Origin of the sequence: Variovorax sp. CCNWLW235 (genome assembly GCF_037204085.1) — a bacterium.
In the GTDB taxonomy this organism is placed as follows: domain Bacteria; phylum Pseudomonadota; class Gammaproteobacteria; order Burkholderiales; family Burkholderiaceae_C; genus Variovorax.
The window spans coordinates 16,465-38,635 of record NZ_JBBCBW010000029.1; the positions used below are offsets into that span (position 1 = coordinate 16,465).

Below are 22,171 nucleotides of genomic sequence, written 5' to 3' on the forward strand. Positions count from 1 at the left end.
TCAGGCGGCCCTGTCTTCGCCGTCTTCGTCGTCCTCGGGCTCCCCCGCCTCGTCGGCCAGTTCGTCCGGCATGCCGGCATCTTCCTGGCCATTGGACGCGGCCACGTCGGCCGCGCTGCCAGGAACGATGCCCACGCGGTCCGGCAGGATGTCCGCGTCGGGCTCCACCGGCGGCGCATCGGCCGATGCGCGCTCGCCGGTTCCTTCGGCGTCGCTGCTGCTTTCATGCGCTACCGGAACCGCGCCTTCGGCGGCATCTTCGGGAATGGCGGAACGCTCGCGCGAGGTGCGCACGTCGCTTCCGCTGTCGCTAGTGTCGCTGGGCCCAAGGCTGTCGACGTCCGTTCCCTTCGGTTCCGCCGGCGGATAGTCGCCTCCCAGGATGCTGCTCGTGGCCATGGCTTTCTTCACTTCATGAAAACGTTGATGAACGTGCTTCAGACTGGATAGCCGCAGCCCGCCTGCGCGTAGGAAATGCGCGCATCCGGGGCGCAGTCATTCACGGAGATTGCTCATCAGCAGCGGGTACCCTGGTCCATCGAGGCTTCGAGCAAGGGCGACGGGAGATTGGCGCCTGCTCCTACGCCAGGGCCTGGTGAGGCAGGTAGCCTGCTTTCTTCGCTCTCCATCTGAAATCCAATCCCATGAAGAACCTCCGCTACCTGATGATTGCCGGCGTTGTTGCGCTCGGTGCCTGCGCCAACACCTCGACGCCTCCGTCGACTGCTTCTGCCGAGAACCGGCCCGACCCGACCGTCCTGCTGGTGCCGGTGCGCATTGAAGACCCTGCGCTGGCTTCGGGCTGCTGGGCGCAGTTCTATACGGGGCGCAACTTCCAGGGCGACATGCTCACGCTGGTGGGCCCCGCCGAGGTCCAGAGCATGGACCGGGGCACTGCAAGGCAGCTCAAGCGCGACATCGACAGCGTGAGCGTCGGCCCGCGTGCAACGCTGCAGGTGTATGAGCACGCGATGTTCAGGGACCGCACCGTCAACTTCCCGGCCAACAGCCGCGAAGGCGGCCTCATGCGCAAGCTGGGCTTTGGCGGACGAATCGAGGCAATGAAGCTCAGCTGCTCCTGACCACGGCCGTTGCGGCCGGCGCAAGCAGACTCAGGCTTGCGCTTCGGTCAGGGCCTGCGCGGCCACCACCGCTTCGGTGCGGTTGCGCACATTGAGCGCGCGAAAGATGGCGGCAAGGTGAATCTTGACCGTGCCCTCGCTGATGCCCAGGCTCCGGCCGATGAGCTTGTTGGGCTTGCCCTGCGACAGCAGCTGCAGCACCTCGACCTGCCGCTCGGTGAGCACGCTGCGCAGGTGCTCCAGCGTTGCCGACGACGCACCCGCAGCGCCCCCGGCGCCGTTCTGCGTGGGCGCCACGCCGGCCACGATGCCCGGCGGCAACGCCGTCAGCATCATCGGCGGCACATACACGCCGCCGGCCAGCACCAGCCGCACGGCCGACAGCATCACCTCTGGCGAATAGGCCTTGGGAATGAAGCCGAGCACGCCGCGCTCGAGCGCGCTTCGCATGATGGCGGGGTCTTCGTAGCCGGACAGCACGATCACCGGCACAGCCGGATGGCGGCGGCGGATCTCGTCGATGTGGGCCTGGCCGTCAGCGCCGGGCATGTTGAGATCGATCAGGGCCAGATCGAGTTCATCGTTGGCGCCGGCAAGCAATTCGTCGACGCTCATGGCCAGGACGAATTCAATGCCGGGCTCGAGCTCCGACAACTTGGCCTTGACCGCCTCGATGACGAGCCGGTGGTCGTCGGCGATCAGAATTTTCATGGCGTGTCCCAGTATCCCAGCGTGCGTTGAATTCAGCCGAAGCCGAAGATACCGGCGATTGCCCCGCACAGCAATACCGCATCTACCCACGAACGGCATAGACCCCAAGCGATATGGCGCCCGCCGCGCCTCGTTTGGAAGAATGAATGCCCATTCGAAGGAACCGGGGACATAGGCATGCGCCATTGCTGCAGACGCCGGTGCAAGGCATCCTTCACGACGCAGGCGCAGTGAGCGGGGCACGGTTCATGGCCCGCCTGCTCGACAGTTTTTCGGCCTTCATCTCGTTCGGCCTCGCCCTTGAAGCATCCATTGCGGCATCGACTGCCGGCGGCACCGCCTCGCTCTCCCATGATGCTGCACAGCAACAGGCCCGCCGCCTGCTCGACGAAGCGCGCGCCGCGGCCGGCGCATCGGGCACGCCCGCGGGGCAGGTCGAATCCGCGGCTTTTGCCATGGTGGCCTGGATCGACGAGATCCTGGCGCGCCATCCCGGCGCCGGGGTAGGCGCCGGGATAGGCGCCACGCCGCTCCAGGTGCAGCTCTTCAACTCGAACAACGCCGCCAGCGAGTTCTTCCACCACCTCTCAGCACTGACCGCGCAGGACGACGAAGTGCGCGAGGTCTACTGGCATGCGCTGGTGCACGGCTTCAAGGGCCAGTACTACTTCGAGAATGGCGACCAGGGCGAGCTCGGCAAGCTGAAGGAGCTGCACAGCCGGCAATTGCGGCTCCAGCCGCTGGCGCTCGGCAGCCTGGTGCAAGACCGCATCACGCCCCAGCCCTATCGCGCGCCCAACCCGCCCGGCCCCTACGACGCGCGGCGCCGCGACCGTGCGCTGCTGCGCGCCACGGCTTCGCTCACACTGCTGCTGCCCCTGCTCTACCTTCTGTGGTGGCAGTGGCTCGCCGGCCCCTCGACCGCCGAGTTGCCCTTGGCCGGGCGCATCGAGCAGCACCTGCAAAGCTATGCATGCGCCGATCTCGCCGCCACCGCCCGCAAAGACGGGAGCCTGCGCGTGAGCGGCTTCGTCTCGCTGCCCGCGGACCTGGACCGGGTCGAGCGCGAAGTGGCCGCAATACCCGGCGCAGGCTCGCCCACCTTCGACATCGAACTGCGCGCGTGGCCGCATTGCGAGGTGTTCGCAATCCTCAAGCCCTACCAGCTGCGCAACCGAGAGAAGGCCCTGGGACTGGCAATGGACGTTCCCACCGCCACCAACGGCGAGCTGCGCGAAGGCGACAACGTGCGCGTGCAGGTGTCGGCACCGGGCCACGACAGCTACCTGTGGATCGACTACTACACCGCCGACGGTTCCGTCATGCATCTCAACGCCGGCCAGTCGGCCACGCGGCTGCGCGCGGGCGAAAAGCTCGAGCTGGGCCGCGACATCCCCTCGAGCTGGCTCGTGGGCCCGCCGTTCGGCCGCGTGCTGGTCACGGCGGTCTCGTCGCCCGTGCCGCTCGCCGCAATTGCCGACCGGCCGCCCTTCGAGCTCGCGTCGGCCTATCTGCTGCGGCTGCGCGAAGCGCTTGCGGCCGGCAAGGGAAGCCAACGGCTGGTGGCCGACTTCGTGTTCCTGGAAACCGTCCCGCGCTGAAGCGCAGCGAAGAACCGCGACGCCATCGCCATGACCGCCGTTCTTTCGCCCATGCATCTCTTCTGGCTCCTGCTTGTGCTCTGCCTGGTGGGCTTCGCGCTGCTGTACGGCATGGTTCGCGATGCGGGCCGCGGCGCGCGCCGGCGTGCACTGCGGCGGCGCATCGACGCGCTCGGCCCCTGGGCCGCCGAGGCCGACGAAGCCGCCGTCCCGGCCCTCAAGGAAGCCATGTCCCGCGCCCGGCAGGCCCTTCGCCAGCCCCCGCGGCCACGCGACGCGCCAGTGCCCTGGTTTCTCTTCCTGGGCGACGCGGCGGCCAACCTGCCGGGGCTGCTGGCGGCCGCAGGCGCCGAACGCCTTGCGCTACCGGACAGCGAGCCCTTCGGCGAACCCTACTGGCGCTGGTGGCTGACGGGTTCGATGGCCGCCATCGAGCTTCATCCGGCGGCCGTGAGCGACAAGGCCAACGAGCCGCACACGCGCGGCCTCTGGCTACAGGCGCTGCTGGCGCTGGCCGAGCGGCGCGAGCGCTTGCCGCTCAACGGCCTGGTGGTGTGCTTTGCGGCAAGCGAGCTGCTGCCCACGGACACAGTGAGCGTGAAACCGCTGGCAGCCAGGATGCGGCGCCTGCTCGACGAGGCCGGCGACACCCTGCGCCTGCAGTTGCCCGTCTATCTTGTCGTGACCGGGCTTGAACGACTGGCGGGCTATGCCACGCTGCGCGGCGCGTTGCCGCCCGAGGTGCTGGCGCAAGCCGTTGGCCACCGGCTGGCCGAACCGCTCGCCGCCAACGACACCGCCGCCGCGCGGCTCGATGCCGTGTTCGACCCCATGGCGCAGCAACTGCATGCGCTGCGCATGGCGCTGCTGCGAGAGCAGCCGGGTGCATCGGGCCGGCTCGCGATCCATGAGTTCATCGAGGCGATGCGTGCGCTGCAACCCGCGCTTCGCCAGGTTGCCGATGCCTTGTTCGAAAGCCATGGCCGCGGTTCGCGCGGGCCGCGGTGGCGCGGCCTCTATTTCACGGCCGCCGCATCGGGCGCGGCCGGCGGCGCATTCACGGCCGACCTGTTCGGGCGCTTCCTGCCTGCCGACCAGCCGCTGGTGAGGCCTGGGCGCCCGTCGAACGGGAGCACGCCGCCATGAAACGGCTACTTGCTCTCGACGCGGATCTGGCGGGCGCCGAAGGTCACCGTCATGGCCTGGGCCTTGCCGGTTTGCACGGGGCGCACCTCGCGCCAGCGCGCACGGTCCAGGTCACGGAACGCCGCCATCACGCCGATGGCCTTGGCATCGGGCGGCAGGGTGAGATCGAGCTTGCGGGTCTCGCCGGGGCGCAGCAGCATTTCTTCGCGCTGCACGAGCTCTGCGCCCAGCGTGGCCTGGTCTTTTTCGAACAGCGAGAAGAAGTCGGCGCCTTCGAACGGGCCGGGCGACTTCAACGCATACACGCGCACCGTGAGCGGCGAAGCGCGGCCGCGCGCATCGGGGTTGGCATCGGCACCTGCAACCAGCGTGATCGACACCGTCGTGACCACGGGCTTGGGTGCGCAGCCTGCGAGCAGCACACCCGTAAACACCAGTCCGGAGGCCAGTGCAAGGCGCCGCGAGACCGCAGCGAAAGAGCGTCCATAGGACGAATGGCGTGTACCCAGCGTGCGCATGCTATTCCCTTCGTTGCATTGACCGGTTCTGCTGCATCTTTGATTATCACCAGCCAACTCGAACAGGCAACATGCTGACCAACGAACTTGTCGAAGCCCTGCTCACGCCCATCGGCGAGGCATCGCCGTGCGGTGACGATCTGGAGTACGACGCGGCCTTTACCGCGCTGGCCGCGGCTTCAGAGCGCAAGCCCGAGCAGCAGTTCGGCGACACCGTCATTCCTGCGGTGGAGCCCGAGTGGCGCGACGTGGCCGAGCAGGCCGACGCCATCCTGCGCCGCAGCAAGGATGTGCGCGCCGCCGTGCTGCTCTTGCGCGCGGCCACACGGCTGCAAGGCGTGCCCGGCTTCAATGCAGGCCTTCAATTGCTCACCGGCCTCTTCGACCGCTTCTGGGACGGCATACATCCAACGCTCGATGCCGACGACGACAACGACCCCACCATGCGGCTCAATGCACTGGCACCGCTGTGGGACGAGAACATGGTGCTGCGCGACCTGTACGACGCGCAGGTGGGCATGGCGCCCGGCGTGGGGCAGATCCGCGTGCGCGACATCGCCATTGCGCACGGCGCGCTGAATGCCGTCGGCGGCGAACCCACCTACTCGATGTCGCAGATCCAGGGCGGCCTGGAGGCGCTCCAGGCGCACCAGCCCGAGCGGCTGCAGGCCGCGATGGAAGTGCCTGCGCTGGTCGAGAAGCTGCAAGCGCTGCTGCTCGATCGGACCGGCCGCTCCGACGCCGTCAACCTCGGCGCATTGCGCACCATCGGCCGTGTGCTGGCCAAGGCCTGCGGCGCCGCTTCCGGCGTGGCGGAGGCGGGCGGCGCGCCTGCAGCGGACGAAGGCACGGCGCTGCTGAATGCCGCCGCCGGTGCGGCCCGCCCCGCGGCCATGCGCGGCGAGATCCAGAGCCGCCAGGACGCGCTGCAGATGCTCGACCGCGTGATCCGCTACCTGGAGCAGGCGGAACCCGGCAATCCGGCGCCGCTCCTGATCGATCGCGCCAAGAAGCTCATTGGCGTGAGCTTCCTCGAGATCATGGCCAACCTCGCCCCCAACGCGATGGACACCATCGAAAACGTGACGGGCAAGCGCCCGTCCGAATAGGCCTGCCCTCTCCCCTTCAGTTCACCGACCCATCCCATTCATTCCCGCAAGGAGCATCGCCATGGCCAAGAGCAGTCAGAAATTCATCGCCCGCAACCGGGCGCCACGCGTGCAGATCGAGTACGACGTGGAACTCTACGGCGCCGAAAAGAAGATCCAGCTGCCGTTCGTCATGGGCGTGCTGGCCGACCTGTCCGGCAAGCCGGCCGATCCGCTCGCTTCGGTGGCCGATCGCAAGTTCCTGGAGTTCGACGTCGACAACTTCGACTCGCGCATGAAGGCCATGAAGCCGCGCGCCGCCTTCGCCGTGGAGAACTCGCTGACGGGCGAAGGCGACCTGAAGGTCGAGCTCACCTTCGAGAACATGGAGGACTTCTCCCCCGCCGCCGTCGCCCGCAAGGTCGGTGCGCTCAACAAGCTGCTCGAGGCACGCACGCAGCTGTCGAACCTCGTGACGTACATGGACGGCAAGGGCGGCGCGGAAGAGCTGCTCGCCAAGGTGCTCGAGGACCCTGCGCTGCTGCAGACGCTGGCCGCCAGCAAGAAGCCCGACGACAGCGCGCCCGCCGCCTGACCCCTTTCGACAGACACACCGGATTCCGAGGAGAAACACCATGGCCGACGCACTCGAACAACAGAGCGCACTGAAAGACGTTGCCTACGCGGGGAGCGACTTCTCGTCGCTGCTGCAAAAGGAATTCAAGCCGCGCAGCGACGAAGCCAAGAGCGCCGTCGAAGCCGCGGTGCTCACACTCGCGCAGCAGGCACTGAGCAACAGCACCGTGATCGGCAAGGACGTGACCAAGTCGATCCAGGCCATGATCGCCGCGATCGACGCCAAGCTCACCGAACAGGTCAACAAGGTCATTCACCACCCCGAGTACCAGAAGCTCGAGAGCGCATGGCGCGGCCTGCACTACATGGTGAACAACACCGAGACGGACGAGAACCTCAAGATCCGCGTCATGGACATCTCCAAGCAGGAGCTGGCCAAGAACCTGAAGAAGTTCAAGGGCGCCGCGTGGGACCAGAGCCCGATGTTCAAGAAGATCTATGAACAGGAGTACGGCCAGTTCGGCGGCGAGCCTTTCGGCGCCATCGTCGGCGACTACCACTTCGACCAGAGCCCGCCGGATGTGGAACTGCTCGGCGAGATGGCCAAGATCGCCGCCTCCGCGCATGCGCCCTTCATCACCGGCGCGAGCCCGAACCTGATGCAGATGGAATCGTGGCAAGAGCTCGCCAACCCGCGCGACCTGACCAAGATCTTTCTCACGCCCGAATACGCCGGCTGGCGCAGCCTGCGCGAGTCGGACGACTCCAAGTACCTGGGCCTGTGCATGCCGCGCTTCCTGGCACGCACGCCCTATGGCGCCAACACCAATCCGGTGGAGGAGTTCGACTTCGAGGAAGACACCGCCGGAGCCGACCACAGCAAGTACGCCTGGGCCAACGCGGCCTATGCAATGGCGACCAACATCAACCGCTCGTACAAGCTCTATGGCTGGGGCTCGCGCATCCGCGGCATCGAGTCGGGCGGTGCGGTGGAAAACCTGCCGCTGCACACCTTCCCGAGCGACGACGGCGGCGTGGACCAGAAGTGCCCCACCGAGATCGCGATCAGCGACCGGCGCGAGGCCGAGCTCTCCAAGGCCGGGCTGCTGTCGATGATCCACCGCAAGAACTCCGACTTTGCGGCCTTCATCGGCGCGCAGTCGCTGAACAAGCCCGCGGAATACGACGACCCGGACGCTACGGCCAATGCCAACCTGGCGGCCCGCCTGCCCTATCTCTTTGCCTGCAACCGCTTTGCGCACTACCTCAAGTGCATCGTGCGCGACAAGGTCGGCAGCTTCAAGGAGCGCGAGGACATGCAGCGCTGGCTCAACAAATGGATCATGAACTACGTCGACGGCGATCCGGCCAATTCGTCGGAGATCACGAAGTCGCAAAAGCCGCTGGCGGCCGCCGAAGTGGTGGTGGAAGAGGTCGAGGGCAACCCGGGCTACTACACCTCCAAGTTCTTCCTGCGCCCGCACTACCAGCTCGAGGGTCTCACCGTCTCGCTGCGGCTGGTCTCCAAGCTGCCCACGGCCAAGGGAGCCGGCTGAAAAGTGCTTTGAAATTTATTGAAATTCCCGATTCCGTTTCGTTCTCTCAGTAGCTGCCGCGCATCTCTCCCAAAGGCGACTTGCCGGCAGCCATCGTCTTCATCTCGATCATCAACCGCCCGAATGCAAACCGGGCCCCAAGGAGTAGGAACATGTCTTCTGACTTTCACATCAAGCTCGACGGCGTCAAGGGCGAGTCGTCCCACAAGGACCACAAGGACGAGATCGAGATCTCGTCGTGGACCTGGAACGTGAGCAATGCCTCGGGCGCAGGCTCCGGCGGCGGTTCGGGCAAGGGCAAGGCCACGCCGGGCGAGTTCCACTTCACGCACACCTACGACAAGGCCTCCCCGGTGCTGGCCAAGAACTGCGTGAGCGGCAAGCATTTCAAGGACATGATCCTGACCTGCCGCAAGTCGGGCGAAGGCCAGCAGGAGTACCTCAAGGTCACGCTCAAGGAAGTCTTCGTCTCGCTGGTGGGCCCCGGCGGCGCGCAGGGCGGCGACGTGCAGGAACAGGTGTCCTGCTCGTTCAAGGACATCGAGTTCGCCTACAAGGCCCAGGACGACAAGGGCGCGGGCGGCGGCGAAGTCAAGTTCGGCTGGAACGTCGCAACCACCGAGACCCGCTGACGGACGACGGACCCGCAGGGCACGGCATCGGGCGCGCCAGTGCCCGATGCGGTTTCCACGCGTCCTCACCGGAGCAATGCAATGGCATTCAGCACCCCACTCATCGGCCGCAGCGGCGCGCTGCGCACCACCTACAACATCGACTGGTCGGCCGGCCGGATCGGTTCCAACACACGTGAAGACGTGATGCTGGTGCAGGCGCTGTTCAAGATCTTCTACTACGAGCTGCTCGGCTTCAACCACGAGATGGACCCGCCTCCGGGCCAGACCGAGGTGATAGCCGTGGACGGCTACTACGGGCCGGTCACGCAGAAGCACATCACGCACTTCCAGACGCAGTTGATCGCGCGCGGACAAAAAGTACTGCCGGACGGCATCTTCGATCCGTTCCGGGAGCCCGGCTCGTCCAGCACGGTCAGCAAGACCCGCTACGCGCTCGACCTGCTCAACAACGGCTGCGCCAACTGCTGCAAGGAGCAGGGCATCGACAACTACACCAACCTGCCCAACCGCGAAGACATGCCGACGCTGCTGCGCAGCGCGCTGAAGCGGGTGAAGAAGACGGCGAACAAATACGCCTAAACAGAGCCCCGGCCGTGCCGCCCTGAACAGCGGCTGCGGCCGAAGCGACAAGGGCCCGAAGCGATCGTCCGAATGGACGAGAGCTTCGGGCCCTTTTTCCCTTGCCCGGGACCGAAGAAGAGGCTCAGGAATCGCCAGCCGCAACGTTCTCCGGCAGCAGCCGCGTCACATCGTCGCCCTCGTCCCCGATCACCCACAGCGTGAGCGCCGTGTAGTTGTCGTGGCCCGGCTTGGCGTTGGCCCTCACCTTCGCGTCGATCAGCTCGGTCCACTGGCTGGGTGTGCGCGAGGCATGCAGCGTGTCGACCAGGCACTCGTCGCCCAGCGGCTCCCACACGCCGTCGCTGCACAGCAGCAGCACGTCGCCGGGCAGCAGGCGCATGCGGTCGGACACCGTGATGTCCGGCGCCTCCTCGATCGAACCCAGCGCGGACAGCAGCATGTTGCGCTGCGGATGCAGGCGCGCGCCTTCCTCGTCGAGCATGCCGCCCGCCACCATCTGCTGCACCAGGCTGTGGTCGGTGGTTCGCGCCACGATGGCGCCGCCGCGAAACAGGTAGGCCCGGCTGTCGCCGCTGTGCACCCAGGCCAGCGCCTCGCTCTCCAGGTCGATGGCCGCAAACACGATGGTCGAGCGCATGCCCGCGAGCTTGCCGCCTTCCGCCTGGCGCGCCACCACGTCGCGGTTGGCCTGCTCGACCAGCGCGCGCAGGCTTGCTTCGTCCAGGCTCGGCGCGGCCGAGAAGCCGCCCAGCGCGCTGCTGCGCACGGTGGCCGCCGCCACATCGCCGCCGCCGTGCCCGCCGGCGCCATCGGCCACCAGGCAGGCGACATAGCGCTCGTCATGCCAGTGGCCGTGCACGTCCTCGTTGTAGCTGCGGCCGCCCTGTCTGGACAGCGTGACGATTTCGATTTCCAAGCGGATGCCTCGCGTTTGCTGATGCTGTTGCAGTTGTGCTTGAGGGCGACGTTCAGGCGTCGGACTTCAGGCGCGCCATCTGTTCTTCGTAGGCCTCGAGAAAGGCCTTGCCGAAGAGGTTGTGGAAATCGTCCTCGGCTTCGCTCGCGATGCCGCCATACAGCGCCACGAACTGGTCCCAGAGCTTGGCCTTGCGGTTGGCGCTGAAGAGTGCGTCGAGCGCCGACCTGGCACTGATCTTCTTCTCGAGCTCGTCGGGCTCGAAGCGCGCAATGACATGCGCAAGCGCCGCGCGCATGCCCACCATCACGCCGAACTGGTGCGCACGCAGGTCGTTGAAGGCATCGCGCATGGCAGCCTCCGGCGGCATGAAGCCGCGCACGCCGGGCCCGAGCAGGTGGGCCAGCGCGACATCGACGGTGGGCGAAAACTTGAGCGGATTGTTGGCCTGCGACGCGATCATCGTGACCTCGGCGCGCACCTCGCGCTTGAACTCCTGGCGCGTGAGCAGCAGCTGCAGCGTGCCCTCGGTGGCGCCGCGAAGAATCGTGCCGATGCGCTCCATCAGGCCCGGCGTGAGCATCTCCGGCGCCTGGTGCGTGCTGCCGAGGCCCCGCAGAAAGGCCGCGAGCAGTTCGTCGTCGGAAGCGGTGCGCTGCATTGCGGGTGCCGCCCTGGCGACCGGCGCCGGCGTGGGCTGCGGCTGTGGTCGCGCCGATGGCGGCCGAGGCGCCGGAGGTGGCGGGGGCGCTGCCAGCAGCTCGGGCGTATCGATCGGTCCGCCGAGAGAAGAAACTTCCGGTCCGCTGATGCGGATCGGCTGGCCCGTGATGTCGTCGAACTGCGGCAGCTGCGGCCGCGGCGCATCGATCGCCTTCGGCGGGGTGAAGCCGAACTGATCGATGGGCAAATGGTCGGCGCGCGGCACCGGTGTGGCCGGCGCGGCACGCTGCAGCGCCGCCAGCGGATCGGCATCGGACGCGGTGTTGGGCTGCAGCAGCGGGTCCGCCAACGGCGACAGCGAGAGCGGATCGCCGCCGATGCCGCCCCCACCGCCCATGCCGCCGAACAGTTCGTCGATGCCCGCGGCCTTGCCGCTCGCGGGCGGGGCGCCCAGGTCGGAAAAATCGTCGAGCGCGCCAAGGCCGCCCGCAGGCGCCGCCGAAGAAGGCGTGGACCCCAGCAGATTGGCGAACGGGTCGATCTGCGCAGCCTGTGCATTGCGCGATCCGTTCTGCATCGGATCGGCAAACAACAACGAATCGGCAGACTCGGCAGCCGCGGGCGCCGATGCCTTGGCCGCGGCCGCCGGTGCCGGCGGCGCAAGGCCCGCCAGCAGGTCGGCAAAAGGATCGTCGCTCAATGCCGCTGCAGCCGATGCGTGCACCGGCGCTTTCATTACCGTGTTGGGCACGGCCAGCGAAGGAGCAGCCGCGCCGGCCATCGCGCGCACACGAAGCTCGAAGCTGCCCACCACGAGCTGCGTGCCGTCGGTAAGCGGGGCTTCCTTGCCGGAGCCCAGCGGCACGCCGTTGCACTGCATCGGATTGCTGCCCCGGTCGATCACGAAATACTGGCCGTCGCGGCACAGCACCTGCGCATGCACGCGCGACACCGTGCGGTCCGGGTCGTCGAGCACCAGCGTGTTGGTGTCCGCACGTCCGATGGTGCCCCCGTTGGGGCCGAAATCGGCGGCAATGGCCTGCCCCGCCGGGGCGCCTTGCCGGGTGATGACAGCGATATGAATCATGAATCGGCCCCCGGGGCTGCGCCCGAACATGGCTCGCGCAAGCACGAGCCCAAAAACTCAGAAGGAGTATTCATTCCGGGGGGCCGCTTGGCAATCTCGCCGTAAGAGGTATGCCTTTATTGCAGTGGCGTTTCACGCCACGCTTTCGAGCCAGCGCCGCTGCCGCCAGGCGGGCGCACTGGTGGCGAACAACGGCGCGCGCGGCTCCTGCAGGCACAGGTGCAGCGCGGCCGACACGCGCTGCCGCTGGAAGCCTTCGCGCAGCACGTTCGTGCAACCTTCAACGGAAACCGGCTGCCCCATGAAGAGCCGCACCCCGGGTGCGAAGCGCGCGCCGTTCTTCCCCCACCAAGCGCGAACCTTGTCGATGTCCGGCCAGGGCAGGGCAATGTCTTCGGGGAGCTCGACGTTCTCGTCGTCGGGATCGTCGGTCGGCCCGTCTTCGAAGCCATCGGGCGGCATGGTTTCCATCTGCTCCAGGTTGAAATCCACGCCGGTGATGGTGACGAACGCTTCGGCCGCAATGCGCGCCGTGGCCGGCTGCGCCATCTGCTCGATGAGCCAGGGCACATAGCGCGCGTCGCCGATGAAGCCCGAACCGATGATGCGCAAGCGCTGCACCTCGGGCAATGCGCCGCTGTCCAGCAGCAACGCGTGGCCCGGCACCACATCCACGGCCTGCAGCGCCAGCTGAAAGGCGCGCGGCTGGCGCGGCCCGCTCTTCAGCGCAAAGGCCGCAAGCGCATCGAGCGCCTGCGCCCGGTCGCCCAGCAGCACTGCCGCCCATGCGGCCCAGAAGCGCAGCTCTGGCTTGACTTCACCGAGCAGCGACTGCACCTGCGGCAACAGGTCGGCACGGCCCAGCTCGCCGGCCGCCCGCAGTGCGCGGATGCGCACGCTGTCGGGCGCATCCGCGAGCAGTTGCCCGAGCAATGCCCCCGGATCGCGCCGATGCAGCGCACAGGCCGCAACGCCGAGCTTTTGCCGCAGCGGGGAGGCGTCTTCGAGCAGAGTCTTTACGCGCCCGCCGAGACGATCCGGCTCCGTCCAGCCGATGGCGGAGATCAAGCCGGGCACCACTTCGGGCAGGTCCTTGGCGCGCTCGACCAGATCGTCGAAGCGGCTATCGACTGATTCGATGGCGAGCACGGCAGCGACGAAGAAATCTTCCGGGCCTTCGTTGTCAGTAAGCGCGAGTGCATGCTGCCAGCCATCCTCGCCGGCAACGCGCAGGCCGTCGATGTGGGCGGCGAGGCGTTCGTCGAGGTCGGCGAATTGCTGGGGCGAATAGTTGGGCGCGCGGACCGCGCTCGCGCGCTGGAGCCAGAGGAAGGAGGCTTCGTCTGCGTGCTCGGCGACAACGGAAGACAGCGTTTCGGCGTCCACGGAACCAGCTCCTACTCGAAATGCAACCGCACGATGGGCAGCTTCTCGTGCCAGGCGCAGCAGAGATTGACGATGAGATCCCACGCCTCGGCGTCGGCTTTGTCCCAAATCCATTCGTGATAGTGAATCGTGCGCGGATCGTTGAACATGGCCTGCGCGCCGCTGACTTCCACCTCCTCGTCGGGGTCGTTGGGATAGGCAAGCGTCAACGCGTCCCACAGCGCAAGGGTTTCGAGCAGGCCTTGCCGGGCTTCGGGCGGCACCGGCTGTGCAAATTCGATCTCCACCAGTAATGCGTAGTTGCCGCCCATGTCCTCCGGGAACTCGACTTCGAATGGCGGCTCCTCCGGAGCTGCCGGGCGCACGCCCCTCTCGCGGAGCAGGTCAAGCTCGCGCTGGCCCAGCACGGCACGCGCCGCGTGGAAAAGGACTTCGTGTTGACGGCAGTCCGTCAGCATGCCACCCAACACATCCAGGGCCGTGACAGGGAGATCCTCGACCTGCAGCTGCGCCTGCACCGACGTGCCGACGGCTCGGAGCTCGACCGGCGCCGAAGGAAGCCGCCTCCCTGGAAAGAAGAACCCCGCGTCGACCGCATCGAGAAAGACGCGAATGCGCCGCTCCACGAGCTCGACCGCTCCCTCGGGACCGCGCTCCAGCGCGGCCTGAAGTAGAACCAGGCCGTTGTAGCGCTCAGACGAAGAAACGTCGAAGCCAGTCATGCGCATCCTCTTCGGACATGGCATCAATCAGCAGCTCATCCAGAGCTTCGTCGGTCGCCCGCACGGGCCCGACAAGCCGACCCACGGCATGGTAGGCCGGCAACAAATCCTCGCGGTTCACGTCACCCAGTTTCGGTGCGTCACCCGCGCGAAGGATCGCGCCGCCCTGGCCGAGCGAAAGCACCGACACCTCTGCGGGCGCATTGCTCGCCAACGCATCGGGTCCGCCCAGGGCAGCCACCAATTCAGCCCCGAGGAACGTGAGCCAGTTGACCGCCACCACGCCTCGATCGACCGCATTCGACAAGCAGACAGCGTCGCCATAGCCAAGGCCCGGGTGACGACGATGCAACGGCCCCGCCCAGGCGAGAACCTTCTCCTCAAGCGCTGTATCCGTCTCTTCCCAGACGAGGGAGTATCCGCAGTAACCGCTGCCAAGCGGCAGTTCTGCCAAGGCGGCCTGCGCCAGGCTGAGCAGTTGCTGCGGCTCATCACCCCACTCCACCGGCAAGATCATCCGAAGTATGAAGCGCGGCGGCTCGAAGACGCCGGCCAATGTCATGTCCAAGGCCGGCGGACGCACATCACGAGCGGCCTCGCCGCTGTGCGCACGGAAGCTGAGCATGTTGCCGGCCAGCAGGCGCGGATCGGCAAACCAATGCGCCGGCCCCTCGAGCGCTTGCACGTCAAAGGCGCGAAAGCGCTTCATGTCCCCAGTGCGATAGAAGCGCAGCTGTCCGCCGAAGTTGCGGGCGAAGTCATTCAAGAATTTGGCAAAACCTGCGCCGCCGTTGTCCGGCAGGCCGTTGACAAATGCGACGATCTCGACGCACGGCAAGGCCAGTACTTGGTCGCCCTTCGCTAGAGTGAATCGGTGCCATTCCATGGTTTTCGACCTTTCAGGAACAGATGCAGTGGTCCGCAGGTCTCAATTCAAAGACCTTCTTCTTTGTCTTGGGTGACATCTTGAGCATCTTCGTTTGATTGTCTGTCGGGCTGTCCCCCGGAAACTTGACCTCGATGATCTTGAATACGTCCTTCAGGACTACCTTTCCTTTTTCCACCAGCTTCTTGGATACCTTCTTTACACCGAGCAGCACGATGTCCCATCTGGCGCATCCCGCACCCGTGCCGGTTGCCGCACCCCACTTCCCGATGAAGTCCCCCCCCACAAGGTCTTGTGAAGCCTCGGTGATCAGCCCCGGCTGACTTCCTCGTTGCCCGCCTTTCTTGGGATCCAGCAGATTGCGCATCTCGTTCTGGAATTTTCTTGTTGACGGTTTCTGCTTCTTCTTGCTCTTTTTGGCTTTGTTCTTGGCCTTGGCATCTTTCTTCTTCTTCTTTTCCATTGCCTTGCAAGCCGCATCGCAGAGCTTGTCAGCCATGGTTTGACCAACTTCATCGATCAGCGGCTGCTGCGCCACCCCGCCCAGGTTCGCCGCGTTCTTCGAGTTATGGAACATCTTGTCCGTGAGCCGGGCCGCGTTCTTCCCGTCCATCTTCACGTCGAAGGAGTAAAGGATCCAGGTCGCCTCCTTCATGAAAGTGCTGGACTTCACTCCTCCCGCCACGCCCGCGTTGTCGCCGTTGGAAATAGCGAACTTCGAACCTTTGTTCGCGGCCATCGCCTTGTCGCCCTTGACGGTGGTGGTGCCGCTCGACAGCGTGATCGAGTTGGCGATGTTCGGGTAGGGGACCGGCACGGGCCCGCCGGGGCTCGGCGTCTTGCACACGTCGGGAATGGTCGCGGTGCTGATGCCGATGCTGAACTTGTGCACCAGCGTGAGACTGGTGCCGTTGACCCGGATGGTGAGTGGCATGGCTCAGCCTCGCAGCGGTTCAGCGCAGCGCACCAGCACCGCCCCGCGCTCGCCGGACTCGGAACTGCCCCACACCATCGACAGCGGCCCGTTGGCGTAGCGCTTGCGACATGCAATGACAGCCAACGCGACGTGCAGCAGCGAGCCCGCCGCACCCACGTCGCCCCAGCAATCGGCCGGCGCGACAAAGTCCGACGCTGCACGAAAGCGCTCCCCGGTGCGCAGCGTGGCAAAGCCGAACTCGTCGGCGCGGTAGGGCTCGCCGTTGAGATCGCAGTACACGTTGTGCACCTGCTCGCCAGGCGCCAGGCCCTGCAGCGCCGCACGGAAGGCCTGTGTCAGGCCCTCGCCGACGCACACCTCATCGGTCTTGATGAGCCTGGACTCCATGCCGATGCCGACCGACACCAACTCAGCCAGCGGCGCGATGCCGCACAACTGCGCCAGTCGCGGCGTGCCAAGCAGCACCGCGCCAGCAGCCTCGCCGGGGATAAAGCCCCAGGCGTTGTTCAGCGGGCCGCCGCCGTGGAGTTGATCGCAGGCTTCGACCCATTCGAGCGTCTCGGGTGCGAGGTACGAGTCGGTGCCCGCCACCACGCACGCATCGAAGGCATCACGCGCGCAGCCAGCCTCGGCGGCTGCCATGGCCATGTGGCCCGCCGCGTGGCCGACCTCGAAGCGGGCGATGCGGACGAACCGGTTTCCCATGCGTTCCCGGATGGCCTCCAGCAGGTCATCGGCCAATGCATCAGGCTGCCCAGGGCGCGGGGGTGGCAGCCCCAGTGCAAGGCCGATGCGCAGAGACAGGTTTCCAGCAAGCTCCGTCAACGGTGCCAGCGCCTCCTCGATGGCCGGCAGCAGCAGCGCGCCCAGGCGCGCGCTACCGTCGAGTCCCACGTCGAGCCAGGGTGCGCGCGCAATACGCATCGGCTCACCGGCCGTGTCGACCATGTACGGATGCTCGGAGAAGCCGCACACGCCGGCGCGCGCCGCCGCAGCGCTGGCCCATGCATTGCGCCCTATCGGCGTGCTGGCGCCAAGCCCGACGATCTGCAACGCGTTGCCGGCCATGCTCAGGCCTCCACCGCCTGCTCGGGCGCCGTCTCGCCCAGGCGCAGCAGCCGCTTCTCGACGATGCGCGTCTTCAGAAGCTTGTGAACCTTGGGATGGCAAGGCAGCGCGCTGTGCCAGACCAGCGAAACACGCATCGCCGCCGGCTCGAGGATGACCGTGTGCAGTTGCGGCCGCTCATGCAGCACCTGCGTGCCGTCGGAGAAAAAGGTTTCGAGGCCGAGCAGCACGCGCGGCAGCGTCAATCGGATCTCGGGCTGCGGCGCCAGATGCACCATCAACACCGGCTCGTCGCCCACCAGAAACTGCGGCGCCTGCTGATCCCCGGGCGCGCACTGGTAGTGCCGATCATCAAAGTCCACCGGCAGCAACGGCAACCGATCCCGCTGCCACGCTTCGTCATACGTCCCCGCAAACCCCGCGCGCGGCTGCCAGTGGTTGCACAGCGGCCCGAAGCCCGCGGGCTCAGGCCTGTCGCTGCACGCCCGAACGCACTGGTCCGGGTACTCGATGTTCGGCAGCCGCACGCCTTCGGCATGCGCAGCCTCCGTCACAAAGCCGGTGCCCACGGGGTTGCGCACGTCGAACTGCGGCAATGGTGCATCGCGCGTCCACGGGTCCACGCCGCCATACGCGCGCTCCCACACCAACGGCATGACGCTGAAAGGCTCGGGCTCCGACGGCGCACCGCCGAGCCACACGCGGTCGCCGGTCACGCGCAGGCGCTTGGCGATGGGGCCGACGCGCAGGCCCACGTCGAGCTGCGTCACGGGCACGCCGCCTGGCGCATGCGCGTGGCCGATCAGCACCACGTCGGTCGTCAGCTTGGTGCGCACCAGGTCCATCTCGTAAAGCAGGCTCGGCTGGGGCGCGGCTTCGTCCACGAAGACGGGCGCCTGCGCAACGGGCGGTTGCTCGGCCGCGACGCTGGTCTCGCCATCGGGTGAAATGTCGAAGCTGCACTTCACCGCCACGAGCCAGATCTCCGCGCCGTCGCGGTCGCGCACCCAGGTGCGTTCGGCGGCGTAGGGCGTGCGGTTGTCCAGCTGCCACATGGCGCATGCCTTTTCAGTTGATGCCCACGTAGGCACCCTTCACGCGGTTGGCGCCGCGCGACCGCGAGAGCACGTAGTTGCCGTTGATCAGCACCTTGCCCGCGCGCGTGAGCACGATGCTGGCATCGCCACAGCGCAGCTCGATGCGCTCGCGCGCCTGCAGCACCACGCGCTCGCCGTCTACGCTGGCGGCCACGCGCGCGGCATCGGCCGCCGGTGGTGCTTCGGTGTGCAGCGGCTGCAAGCGCCCGACGATGACCGGGTGCCGCACCTCGCCCCTCTCGAAGGCCACGACGACAGCCGCGCCGGCATCGCCGGACGCGAGGCCGACGGTCGACAGCGCCTGCACCGGCGCCATGCCCCCGCCCAGCGTGACAAGAAATCGCCCCTCGGCATCGAAGCCGGCAAAGGCGGCCAGCGCCACGCCCTGGCCCGACAGCTTCGACCAGGCGGCCACGCTGTGCAGCAGGCTGCGCGCGCTCTGGAGATCGGTGTGGTCTTCCACGGCTCAGTCCTCCCCCAGGTTGGAGCCCTTGATCTTGATCGAGCCGCCGGCCTTGAACGATGCGCTGCCGTCGGCCTTGATGGTGATCTTGGCGCCCTTGATGGTGATGCCGCTGGCGTTCATGACGATCTTGCTACCGCCGGCCTTGAGCATGATGGTGGGTGCCTCGACCATGCAGATGGCGCCGGCCTTGATCTTGATCGGCCCCTTCGATGTCTCGGAGATCACCGCGGCCGAGAGCTTGTGCGGACCACCCACGGTGATGGACTGCAGCGCACCCACGCTCACCTTCTGCAGGCCGCCCACACTCACGATCTGCGCACCACCCACCGTCACGGCCTGCACACCGCCCACGGTAATGGCCTCCCCCGCGCCCACGCTGTGCATGCGCCCGGCCCCTACCGTATGCATCTCGGCCACCGAAATGGTGGTGGTCTGCACGCCGTTCACGGTATGGCTGCGCCCGCCGTTGATGGTCACGGTCTCGCCGCCGTTCACGGTTTCGGTCCGGTGGCCGCCGATGGTGATGGTTTCGGTGCCACCCACCGACTCTTCGCGGTTCGCGCCGACTGAAATCGTCTGGTTGGCCCCGATGCTCTGGGTCTGGTTGCTGCCCACGGTTTCCGAATCGTCGACATCCACCGCATCGGTGCGGTTGTTGTGCACGGTGGTGGTCTGGTCGTGCTCCACCGTGGTGTTCATGTCGTACTGGCCGTGGATGGTCACCTTCTCCTTGCCCGCGGTGTCGTCCATCGACAGCTCGTTGTAGCCCTTGCCCTTGTGCGTGTTCGACTTGATGCCGCTCACCACGGCGCCGGCCGGAAGGCCGAAGGGCGCCATCGATTCGCCGTTGTAGAAGCGCCCGACGATGATGGGCTGGTCAGGGTCGCCGTCCAGAAAGTCGACGACCACTTCCTGGCCGATGCGCGGAATGCTGACCGCACCCAGCATGAGCTGTTCTCGTCGTTCTTGCCGTAGCGGTCCCAGTGAAACTGCACCTTCACGCGCCCGTGTTCCTCGGTCCAGATCTGCTCACCGCTGCGGCCCGTGACGATGGCGCTCTGGGGCCCGGGCATGGTGACGCGCGGTGTGAGGCGCGGCGGCCGCCACGGCGTGTTCAGCGGAACCACCGTCAGCAGAAAGCTGCTGCTCGCGCGCTGGCCGCTGCGCAATGCCGGTGTCTCGGCCATCAGGTCGCCCAGCAGTTCGCCCAGCCCGGTGTTGACGGGGTCGTCGGCCAGCGCGTCGTGCAGCACGGCGTCGATCGGGCGCGGGCTCTCGGCAATGTCCGCGCCTTCGTAGCCCGGGTGGCTGGCAACAAAAGTGCAGGCCGCGATCAGGTAGTCACCGTCGTGCTTGCCCTCGGGGTCTCCCTTGAACGCAAAGCTGCGCCCCGCAGTCACGTCGGGCCAGCCGGTCAGTGCCCAGTGGCGCTGCCGACGGGCGATGAGCTCGTCCAGCCGCAACTGCGCCAGGTTGTCGGTGTCGTCGCCCGAGGCATAGCCGCCCGGAAACTCGAACACCTCCAGGTCGGACAGCTCATGCGTGTCGGGGTCGCCCTTGTCCGCAAACAGCTGCTTGCTGATGACCTTGAAGTCCCGGTCGCGCGATGCGAACTTGCCCGATTCGAACTGCCGCGAGCTGATCCACCGCGTGATCTCGTTGGCGCGCCCTTCCGATGCATCGCGCTCCGCATGGTGCAGCGTATCGGCGGCGGGCAGCTTCTCGTGGGCCAGCGTGCTGGTGTCCGACAAGTGCAGCGTGCCGGGCGCGTCGTGCGCGTCGAACCAGTAATAGATGCCCTCTTCTTCCAGCAGGCGCGACAGGAACTGGTAGTCGCTCTCACGGTATTGCACGCAGTAGCCGTGGGGCGCATGGGGCCCGACCACGCCGGCCGACTTGATCTTCTTCAGGCTACCGACCGGGCTGTCGTCCAGCACGGCGTCGATCACATCCAGCACCGGCTTGTTCTGCAGGATGCGCGCGTTGACGCGCTTGCTCAGCAGCCAGAACCATGAGCGCAGGCTGATGCGGTATTCGATGAAGCGCCCGCTGCGCCCGGCGCGCGTGAAGCGCACGGCATGCCCATGGCAATGCCGCTTGTGCGTGCCGCCATCGGCATCTTCGAACTCGATCGCCACATCGAAAGCGCGGCCCAGCACGTCCGCGGGCTCGATGCTTTCGTTGTCGGTCAGCACGGTGAGCTCATAGGCCGACGGGCGCGCCAGCACCTCATGGCCCACGATGCGCCAGAACATGAGCTTGTCGACGATGGGCGAGTCGCCCTGGATGCTGAACGTGTGATCGGTCATGCTTCCATCCCTTTTTACGTACCCCCTCCCGAACCTCGCCGCCGTTCTTCCGGCGGGCCGTGCGCCTAGGGCGCCAGCAGAAGCACCAGCGCCTGGCTCGGCACGAGCCGCACACCGGGGCAGTTGGTGCTGTTTTGCAGCGACACGCTGGTCATGCGCGTGGCCGGCATGCCGTTGAGCAGCACGGTGAACGCGCCGGTCACGTGCCGCGACGGACCCATGACCGTGCCCGAGGCCACCCCCATGTTCACGCCCGTGTTGTCGCCGTTGGTCATGGGAATGGTGGTTCCCAGGTTGTGCGCAGGCATGCACATGAAAAGAATCGTGGGGCAGTTCGGAATGGCCATCGGCCCCATGGCGATGTTGGGGTACGGAATGGGCACCGGCCCCGCGGGCGTGGGCGTGAGGCACACGTCGGGAAAGCCCATGTCGGTGCCCATCATCTGGCAGTTGGCGAACATGTCGGACTCCTAGCCGAAGTGAATCTGCGCGCCCCGCGCCTTGACCAGCTGCTCGCCCTCGACGAGCGTGTGCTCGCCATGGATCTGCAACAGCTGACGCGCCTGCAGCTCCATGTGCCCGGCCTGGGTGCGGTCCAGCCCGTCGGTGCTGCGCATGTATTGCTTGCTGTGGTGGTGCACGCGGTCGAACAGCGTCGACAGCGCGGCCCCAATCGCCTTGACCGTGCCGCCCACCAGATTGAGGCGCTCGCCCATCGCGTCGGCCTGCTCGCAACTCAGGCGCACCTGCGGTGCGGCCATGTGCAGCACCTCCTGTGCGTTGGCGCTGATGGTGGACGCGCTCAGTTCGAGCTTGCCCTGGCTTTGCAGCACCATGTCCTGCGCGCCGCTGCGCTCGAGCACCGCCATCACCCAGCATTGCCGCCGGTCGTCCAGCAGCGCCGCAACGACGTCATCGGCCTGCACCGCCACCATGCAGCTGAAGGCTTGGCGCGCGCTGACCTCCTGCACACCCTCTCGGTCGATGCGCAGGCGCAGCCCCTGCGCGGACCCGGGCCCGGAAAGCACGATGGCCCGGTGCCAGCCGGTTCGCGCCGGTGTCGGCGCCTCGGCTTGCTTGTTCGGCTTGCGAAGTGCCTTGGTGCGGCGTTCGGTAACTGTGGCGGTCATGATGGCCTC

The 22,171-nt window shown here is 66.9% G+C and carries 24 protein-coding genes; 8 read left to right on the forward strand and 16 right to left on the reverse strand.

The window, feature by feature from the left end; genetic code table 11:
- The gene (locus tag V9L21_RS23585) at positions 1 to 399 is read right to left on the reverse strand and encodes a hypothetical protein (protein ID WP_337315255.1); all 399 of its coding nucleotides are present in this window, start codon (positions 397 to 399) and stop codon (positions 1 to 3) included.
- 245 nt (positions 400 to 644) lie between these two features.
- Between V9L21_RS23585 and V9L21_RS23590 the strand changes: the two genes are divergently transcribed.
- The gene (locus tag V9L21_RS23590) at positions 645 to 1,082 is read left to right on the forward strand and encodes a hypothetical protein (protein WP_337315256.1); all 438 of its coding nucleotides are present in this window, start codon (positions 645 to 647) and stop codon (positions 1,080 to 1,082) included.
- Positions 1,083 to 1,112: 30 nt separating this feature from the next.
- Here V9L21_RS23590 and V9L21_RS23595 read toward each other — a convergent pair whose 3' ends face one another.
- The gene (locus V9L21_RS23595; RefSeq protein WP_337315257.1) at positions 1,113 to 1,793 is read right to left on the reverse strand and encodes a response regulator transcription factor; all 681 of its coding nucleotides are present in this window, start codon (positions 1,791 to 1,793) and stop codon (positions 1,113 to 1,115) included.
- Between the two features lie 146 nt (positions 1,794 to 1,939).
- On the opposite strand from V9L21_RS23595, the gene V9L21_RS23600 reads away from it, so the two are divergent.
- Entirely contained in the window at positions 1,940 to 3,394 is a 1,455-nt protein-coding gene (locus tag V9L21_RS23600) for a DotU family type IV/VI secretion system protein (RefSeq protein ID WP_337315258.1), read from the forward strand.
- A 30-nt stretch (positions 3,395 to 3,424) separates the two neighbouring features.
- Positions 3,425 to 4,540 carry a type VI secretion system protein gene (locus V9L21_RS23605; RefSeq protein WP_337315259.1) on the forward strand — a complete coding sequence of 372 codons (1,116 nt, stop codon included), beginning with the start codon at positions 3,425 to 3,427 and terminating at the stop codon, positions 4,538 to 4,540.
- 5 nt (positions 4,541 to 4,545) lie between these two features.
- Here V9L21_RS23605 and tssJ read toward each other — a convergent pair whose 3' ends face one another.
- A complete protein-coding gene (gene tssJ / locus V9L21_RS23610) occupies positions 4,546 to 5,058 on the reverse strand; it encodes a type VI secretion system lipoprotein TssJ (RefSeq protein WP_337315260.1) in 513 nt (170 codons plus the stop codon).
- 71 nt (positions 5,059 to 5,129) lie between these two features.
- On the opposite strand from tssJ, the gene tssA reads away from it, so the two are divergent.
- From tssA to V9L21_RS23635, 5 genes are all read left to right on the forward strand, one after another.
- Positions 5,130 to 6,167 carry a type VI secretion system protein TssA gene (gene tssA, locus V9L21_RS23615; RefSeq protein ID WP_337315261.1) on the forward strand — a complete coding sequence of 346 codons (1,038 nt, stop codon included), beginning with the start codon at positions 5,130 to 5,132 and terminating at the stop codon, positions 6,165 to 6,167.
- Positions 6,168 to 6,228: 61 nt separating this feature from the next.
- Complete coding sequence (gene tssB, locus V9L21_RS23620) at positions 6,229 to 6,741, forward strand: type VI secretion system contractile sheath small subunit (RefSeq protein ID WP_337315262.1); 513 nt, start codon at positions 6,229 to 6,231, stop codon at positions 6,739 to 6,741.
- A gap of 40 nt (positions 6,742 to 6,781) precedes the next feature.
- Entirely contained in the window at positions 6,782 to 8,278 is a 1,497-nt protein-coding gene (tssC, locus tag V9L21_RS23625; protein WP_157611804.1) for a type VI secretion system contractile sheath large subunit, read from the forward strand.
- 152 nt (positions 8,279 to 8,430) lie between these two features.
- On the forward strand, positions 8,431 to 8,910 hold the full coding sequence (locus V9L21_RS23630) for an Hcp family type VI secretion system effector (RefSeq protein ID WP_337315263.1): 480 nt from the start codon (positions 8,431 to 8,433) through the stop codon (positions 8,908 to 8,910).
- An 81-nt stretch (positions 8,911 to 8,991) separates the two neighbouring features.
- Positions 8,992 to 9,492 carry a peptidoglycan-binding domain-containing protein gene (locus V9L21_RS23635; RefSeq protein ID WP_337315264.1) on the forward strand — a complete coding sequence of 167 codons (501 nt, stop codon included), beginning with the start codon at positions 8,992 to 8,994 and terminating at the stop codon, positions 9,490 to 9,492.
- A 124-nt stretch (positions 9,493 to 9,616) separates the two neighbouring features.
- Here the strand turns inward: V9L21_RS23635 and V9L21_RS23640 are convergent, their stop codons facing one another.
- The 13 genes from V9L21_RS23640 to V9L21_RS23700 all read right to left on the reverse strand — a co-directional run bounded on the left by V9L21_RS23640 (position 9,617) and on the right by V9L21_RS23700 (position 22,162).
- Complete coding sequence (locus V9L21_RS23640; protein ID WP_337315265.1) at positions 9,617 to 10,411, reverse strand: PP2C family protein-serine/threonine phosphatase; 795 nt, start codon at positions 10,409 to 10,411, stop codon at positions 9,617 to 9,619.
- A gap of 52 nt (positions 10,412 to 10,463) precedes the next feature.
- Positions 10,464 to 12,161, reverse strand: a complete 1,698-nt coding sequence (tagH, locus tag V9L21_RS23645; protein ID WP_337315266.1) for a type VI secretion system-associated FHA domain protein TagH — start codon at positions 12,159 to 12,161, stop codon at positions 10,464 to 10,466.
- 132 nt (positions 12,162 to 12,293) lie between these two features.
- Positions 12,294 to 13,547 carry a TIGR02270 family protein gene (locus V9L21_RS23650; RefSeq protein ID WP_337315267.1) on the reverse strand — a complete coding sequence of 418 codons (1,254 nt, stop codon included), beginning with the start codon at positions 13,545 to 13,547 and terminating at the stop codon, positions 12,294 to 12,296.
- An 11-nt stretch (positions 13,548 to 13,558) separates the two neighbouring features.
- The gene (locus V9L21_RS23655; protein WP_337315268.1) at positions 13,559 to 14,269 is read right to left on the reverse strand and encodes a hypothetical protein; all 711 of its coding nucleotides are present in this window, start codon (positions 14,267 to 14,269) and stop codon (positions 13,559 to 13,561) included.
- Entirely contained in the window at positions 14,241 to 15,155 is a 915-nt protein-coding gene (locus V9L21_RS23660; protein ID WP_337315269.1) for a type VI immunity family protein, read from the reverse strand. The genes V9L21_RS23655 and V9L21_RS23660 overlap by 29 nt, the downstream gene beginning before the upstream one ends.
- A 13-nt stretch (positions 15,156 to 15,168) precedes the next feature.
- Positions 15,169 to 16,089, reverse strand: coding sequence for a DUF4150 domain-containing protein (locus tag V9L21_RS23665; protein ID WP_337315270.1), 921 nt, complete (start codon positions 16,087 to 16,089; stop codon positions 15,169 to 15,171).
- Positions 16,090 to 16,092: 3 nt separating this feature from the next.
- Positions 16,093 to 17,160 carry a hypothetical protein gene (locus tag V9L21_RS23670; RefSeq protein WP_337315271.1) on the reverse strand — a complete coding sequence of 356 codons (1,068 nt, stop codon included), beginning with the start codon at positions 17,158 to 17,160 and terminating at the stop codon, positions 16,093 to 16,095.
- 2 nt (positions 17,161 to 17,162) lie between these two features.
- Positions 17,163 to 18,215, reverse strand: coding sequence for a DUF2169 family type VI secretion system accessory protein (locus tag V9L21_RS23675; RefSeq protein ID WP_337315272.1), 1,053 nt, complete (start codon positions 18,213 to 18,215; stop codon positions 17,163 to 17,165).
- 13 nt (positions 18,216 to 18,228) lie between these two features.
- On the reverse strand, positions 18,229 to 18,720 hold the full coding sequence (locus V9L21_RS23680; protein WP_337315273.1) for a DUF6484 domain-containing protein: 492 nt from the start codon (positions 18,718 to 18,720) through the stop codon (positions 18,229 to 18,231).
- A 3-nt stretch (positions 18,721 to 18,723) separates the two neighbouring features.
- Complete coding sequence (locus tag V9L21_RS23685; protein WP_337315290.1) at positions 18,724 to 19,632, reverse strand: type VI secretion system Vgr family protein; 909 nt, start codon at positions 19,630 to 19,632, stop codon at positions 18,724 to 18,726.
- Positions 19,524 to 21,032: a type VI secretion system Vgr family protein gene (locus V9L21_RS23690; protein ID WP_337315274.1), complete on the reverse strand. Its 1,509-nt coding sequence runs from the start codon at positions 21,030 to 21,032 to the stop codon at positions 19,524 to 19,526. The genes V9L21_RS23685 and V9L21_RS23690 overlap by 109 nt, the downstream gene beginning before the upstream one ends.
- 65 nt (positions 21,033 to 21,097) lie before the next feature.
- Positions 21,098 to 21,493 (reverse strand): DUF4150 domain-containing protein, encoded by a 396-nt coding sequence (locus tag V9L21_RS23695; protein ID WP_337315275.1) that lies wholly within the window; start codon positions 21,491 to 21,493, stop codon positions 21,098 to 21,100.
- 9 nt (positions 21,494 to 21,502) lie between these two features.
- Positions 21,503 to 22,162 (reverse strand): DUF3540 domain-containing protein, encoded by a 660-nt coding sequence (locus V9L21_RS23700; RefSeq protein WP_337315276.1) that lies wholly within the window; start codon positions 22,160 to 22,162, stop codon positions 21,503 to 21,505.
- Between the last annotated feature and the right edge of the window lie 9 nt (positions 22,163 to 22,171).

Excerpts from the sequence above, each read along its gene's own strand:
- tssA (WP_337315261.1), top strand. The coding sequence starts at position 5,130 with ATGCTGACCAACGAACTTGTCGAAGCCCTGCTCACGCCCATCGGCGAG.
- V9L21_RS23665 (WP_337315270.1), bottom strand. The coding sequence starts at position 16,089 with ATGCCACTCACCATCCGGGTCAACGGCACCAGTCTCACGCTGGTGCAC.
- V9L21_RS23675 (WP_337315272.1), bottom strand. The coding sequence starts at position 18,215 with ATGTGGCAGCTGGACAACCGCACGCCCTACGCCGCCGAACGCACCTGG.
- V9L21_RS23605 (WP_337315259.1), top strand. The coding sequence starts at position 3,425 with ATGACCGCCGTTCTTTCGCCCATGCATCTCTTCTGGCTCCTGCTTGTG.
- V9L21_RS23695 (WP_337315275.1), bottom strand. The coding sequence starts at position 21,493 with ATGTTCGCCAACTGCCAGATGATGGGCACCGACATGGGCTTTCCCGAC.
- V9L21_RS23690 (WP_337315274.1), bottom strand. The coding sequence starts at position 21,032 with ATGACCGATCACACGTTCAGCATCCAGGGCGACTCGCCCATCGTCGAC.
- tagH (WP_337315266.1), bottom strand. The coding sequence starts at position 12,161 with ATGATTCATATCGCTGTCATCACCCGGCAAGGCGCCCCGGCGGGGCAG.
- V9L21_RS23590 (WP_337315256.1), top strand. The coding sequence starts at position 645 with ATGAAGAACCTCCGCTACCTGATGATTGCCGGCGTTGTTGCGCTCGGT.
- V9L21_RS23660 (WP_337315269.1), bottom strand. The coding sequence starts at position 15,155 with ATGGAATGGCACCGATTCACTCTAGCGAAGGGCGACCAAGTACTGGCC.
- V9L21_RS23655 (WP_337315268.1), bottom strand. The coding sequence starts at position 14,269 with ATGACTGGCTTCGACGTTTCTTCGTCTGAGCGCTACAACGGCCTGGTT.
- V9L21_RS23585 (WP_337315255.1), bottom strand. The coding sequence starts at position 399 with ATGGCCACGAGCAGCATCCTGGGAGGCGACTATCCGCCGGCGGAACCG.
- V9L21_RS23600 (WP_337315258.1), top strand. The coding sequence starts at position 1,940 with ATGCCCATTCGAAGGAACCGGGGACATAGGCATGCGCCATTGCTGCAG.
- V9L21_RS23635 (WP_337315264.1), top strand. The coding sequence starts at position 8,992 with ATGGCATTCAGCACCCCACTCATCGGCCGCAGCGGCGCGCTGCGCACC.
- V9L21_RS23700 (WP_337315276.1), bottom strand. The coding sequence starts at position 22,162 with ATGACCGCCACAGTTACCGAACGCCGCACCAAGGCACTTCGCAAGCCG.
- tssC (WP_157611804.1), top strand. The coding sequence starts at position 6,782 with ATGGCCGACGCACTCGAACAACAGAGCGCACTGAAAGACGTTGCCTAC.
- tssJ (WP_337315260.1), bottom strand. The coding sequence starts at position 5,058 with ATGCGCACGCTGGGTACACGCCATTCGTCCTATGGACGCTCTTTCGCT.
- tssB (WP_337315262.1), top strand. The coding sequence starts at position 6,229 with ATGGCCAAGAGCAGTCAGAAATTCATCGCCCGCAACCGGGCGCCACGC.
- V9L21_RS23670 (WP_337315271.1), bottom strand. The coding sequence starts at position 17,160 with ATGGCCGGCAACGCGTTGCAGATCGTCGGGCTTGGCGCCAGCACGCCG.
- V9L21_RS23595 (WP_337315257.1), bottom strand. The coding sequence starts at position 1,793 with ATGAAAATTCTGATCGCCGACGACCACCGGCTCGTCATCGAGGCGGTC.
- V9L21_RS23630 (WP_337315263.1), top strand. The coding sequence starts at position 8,431 with ATGTCTTCTGACTTTCACATCAAGCTCGACGGCGTCAAGGGCGAGTCG.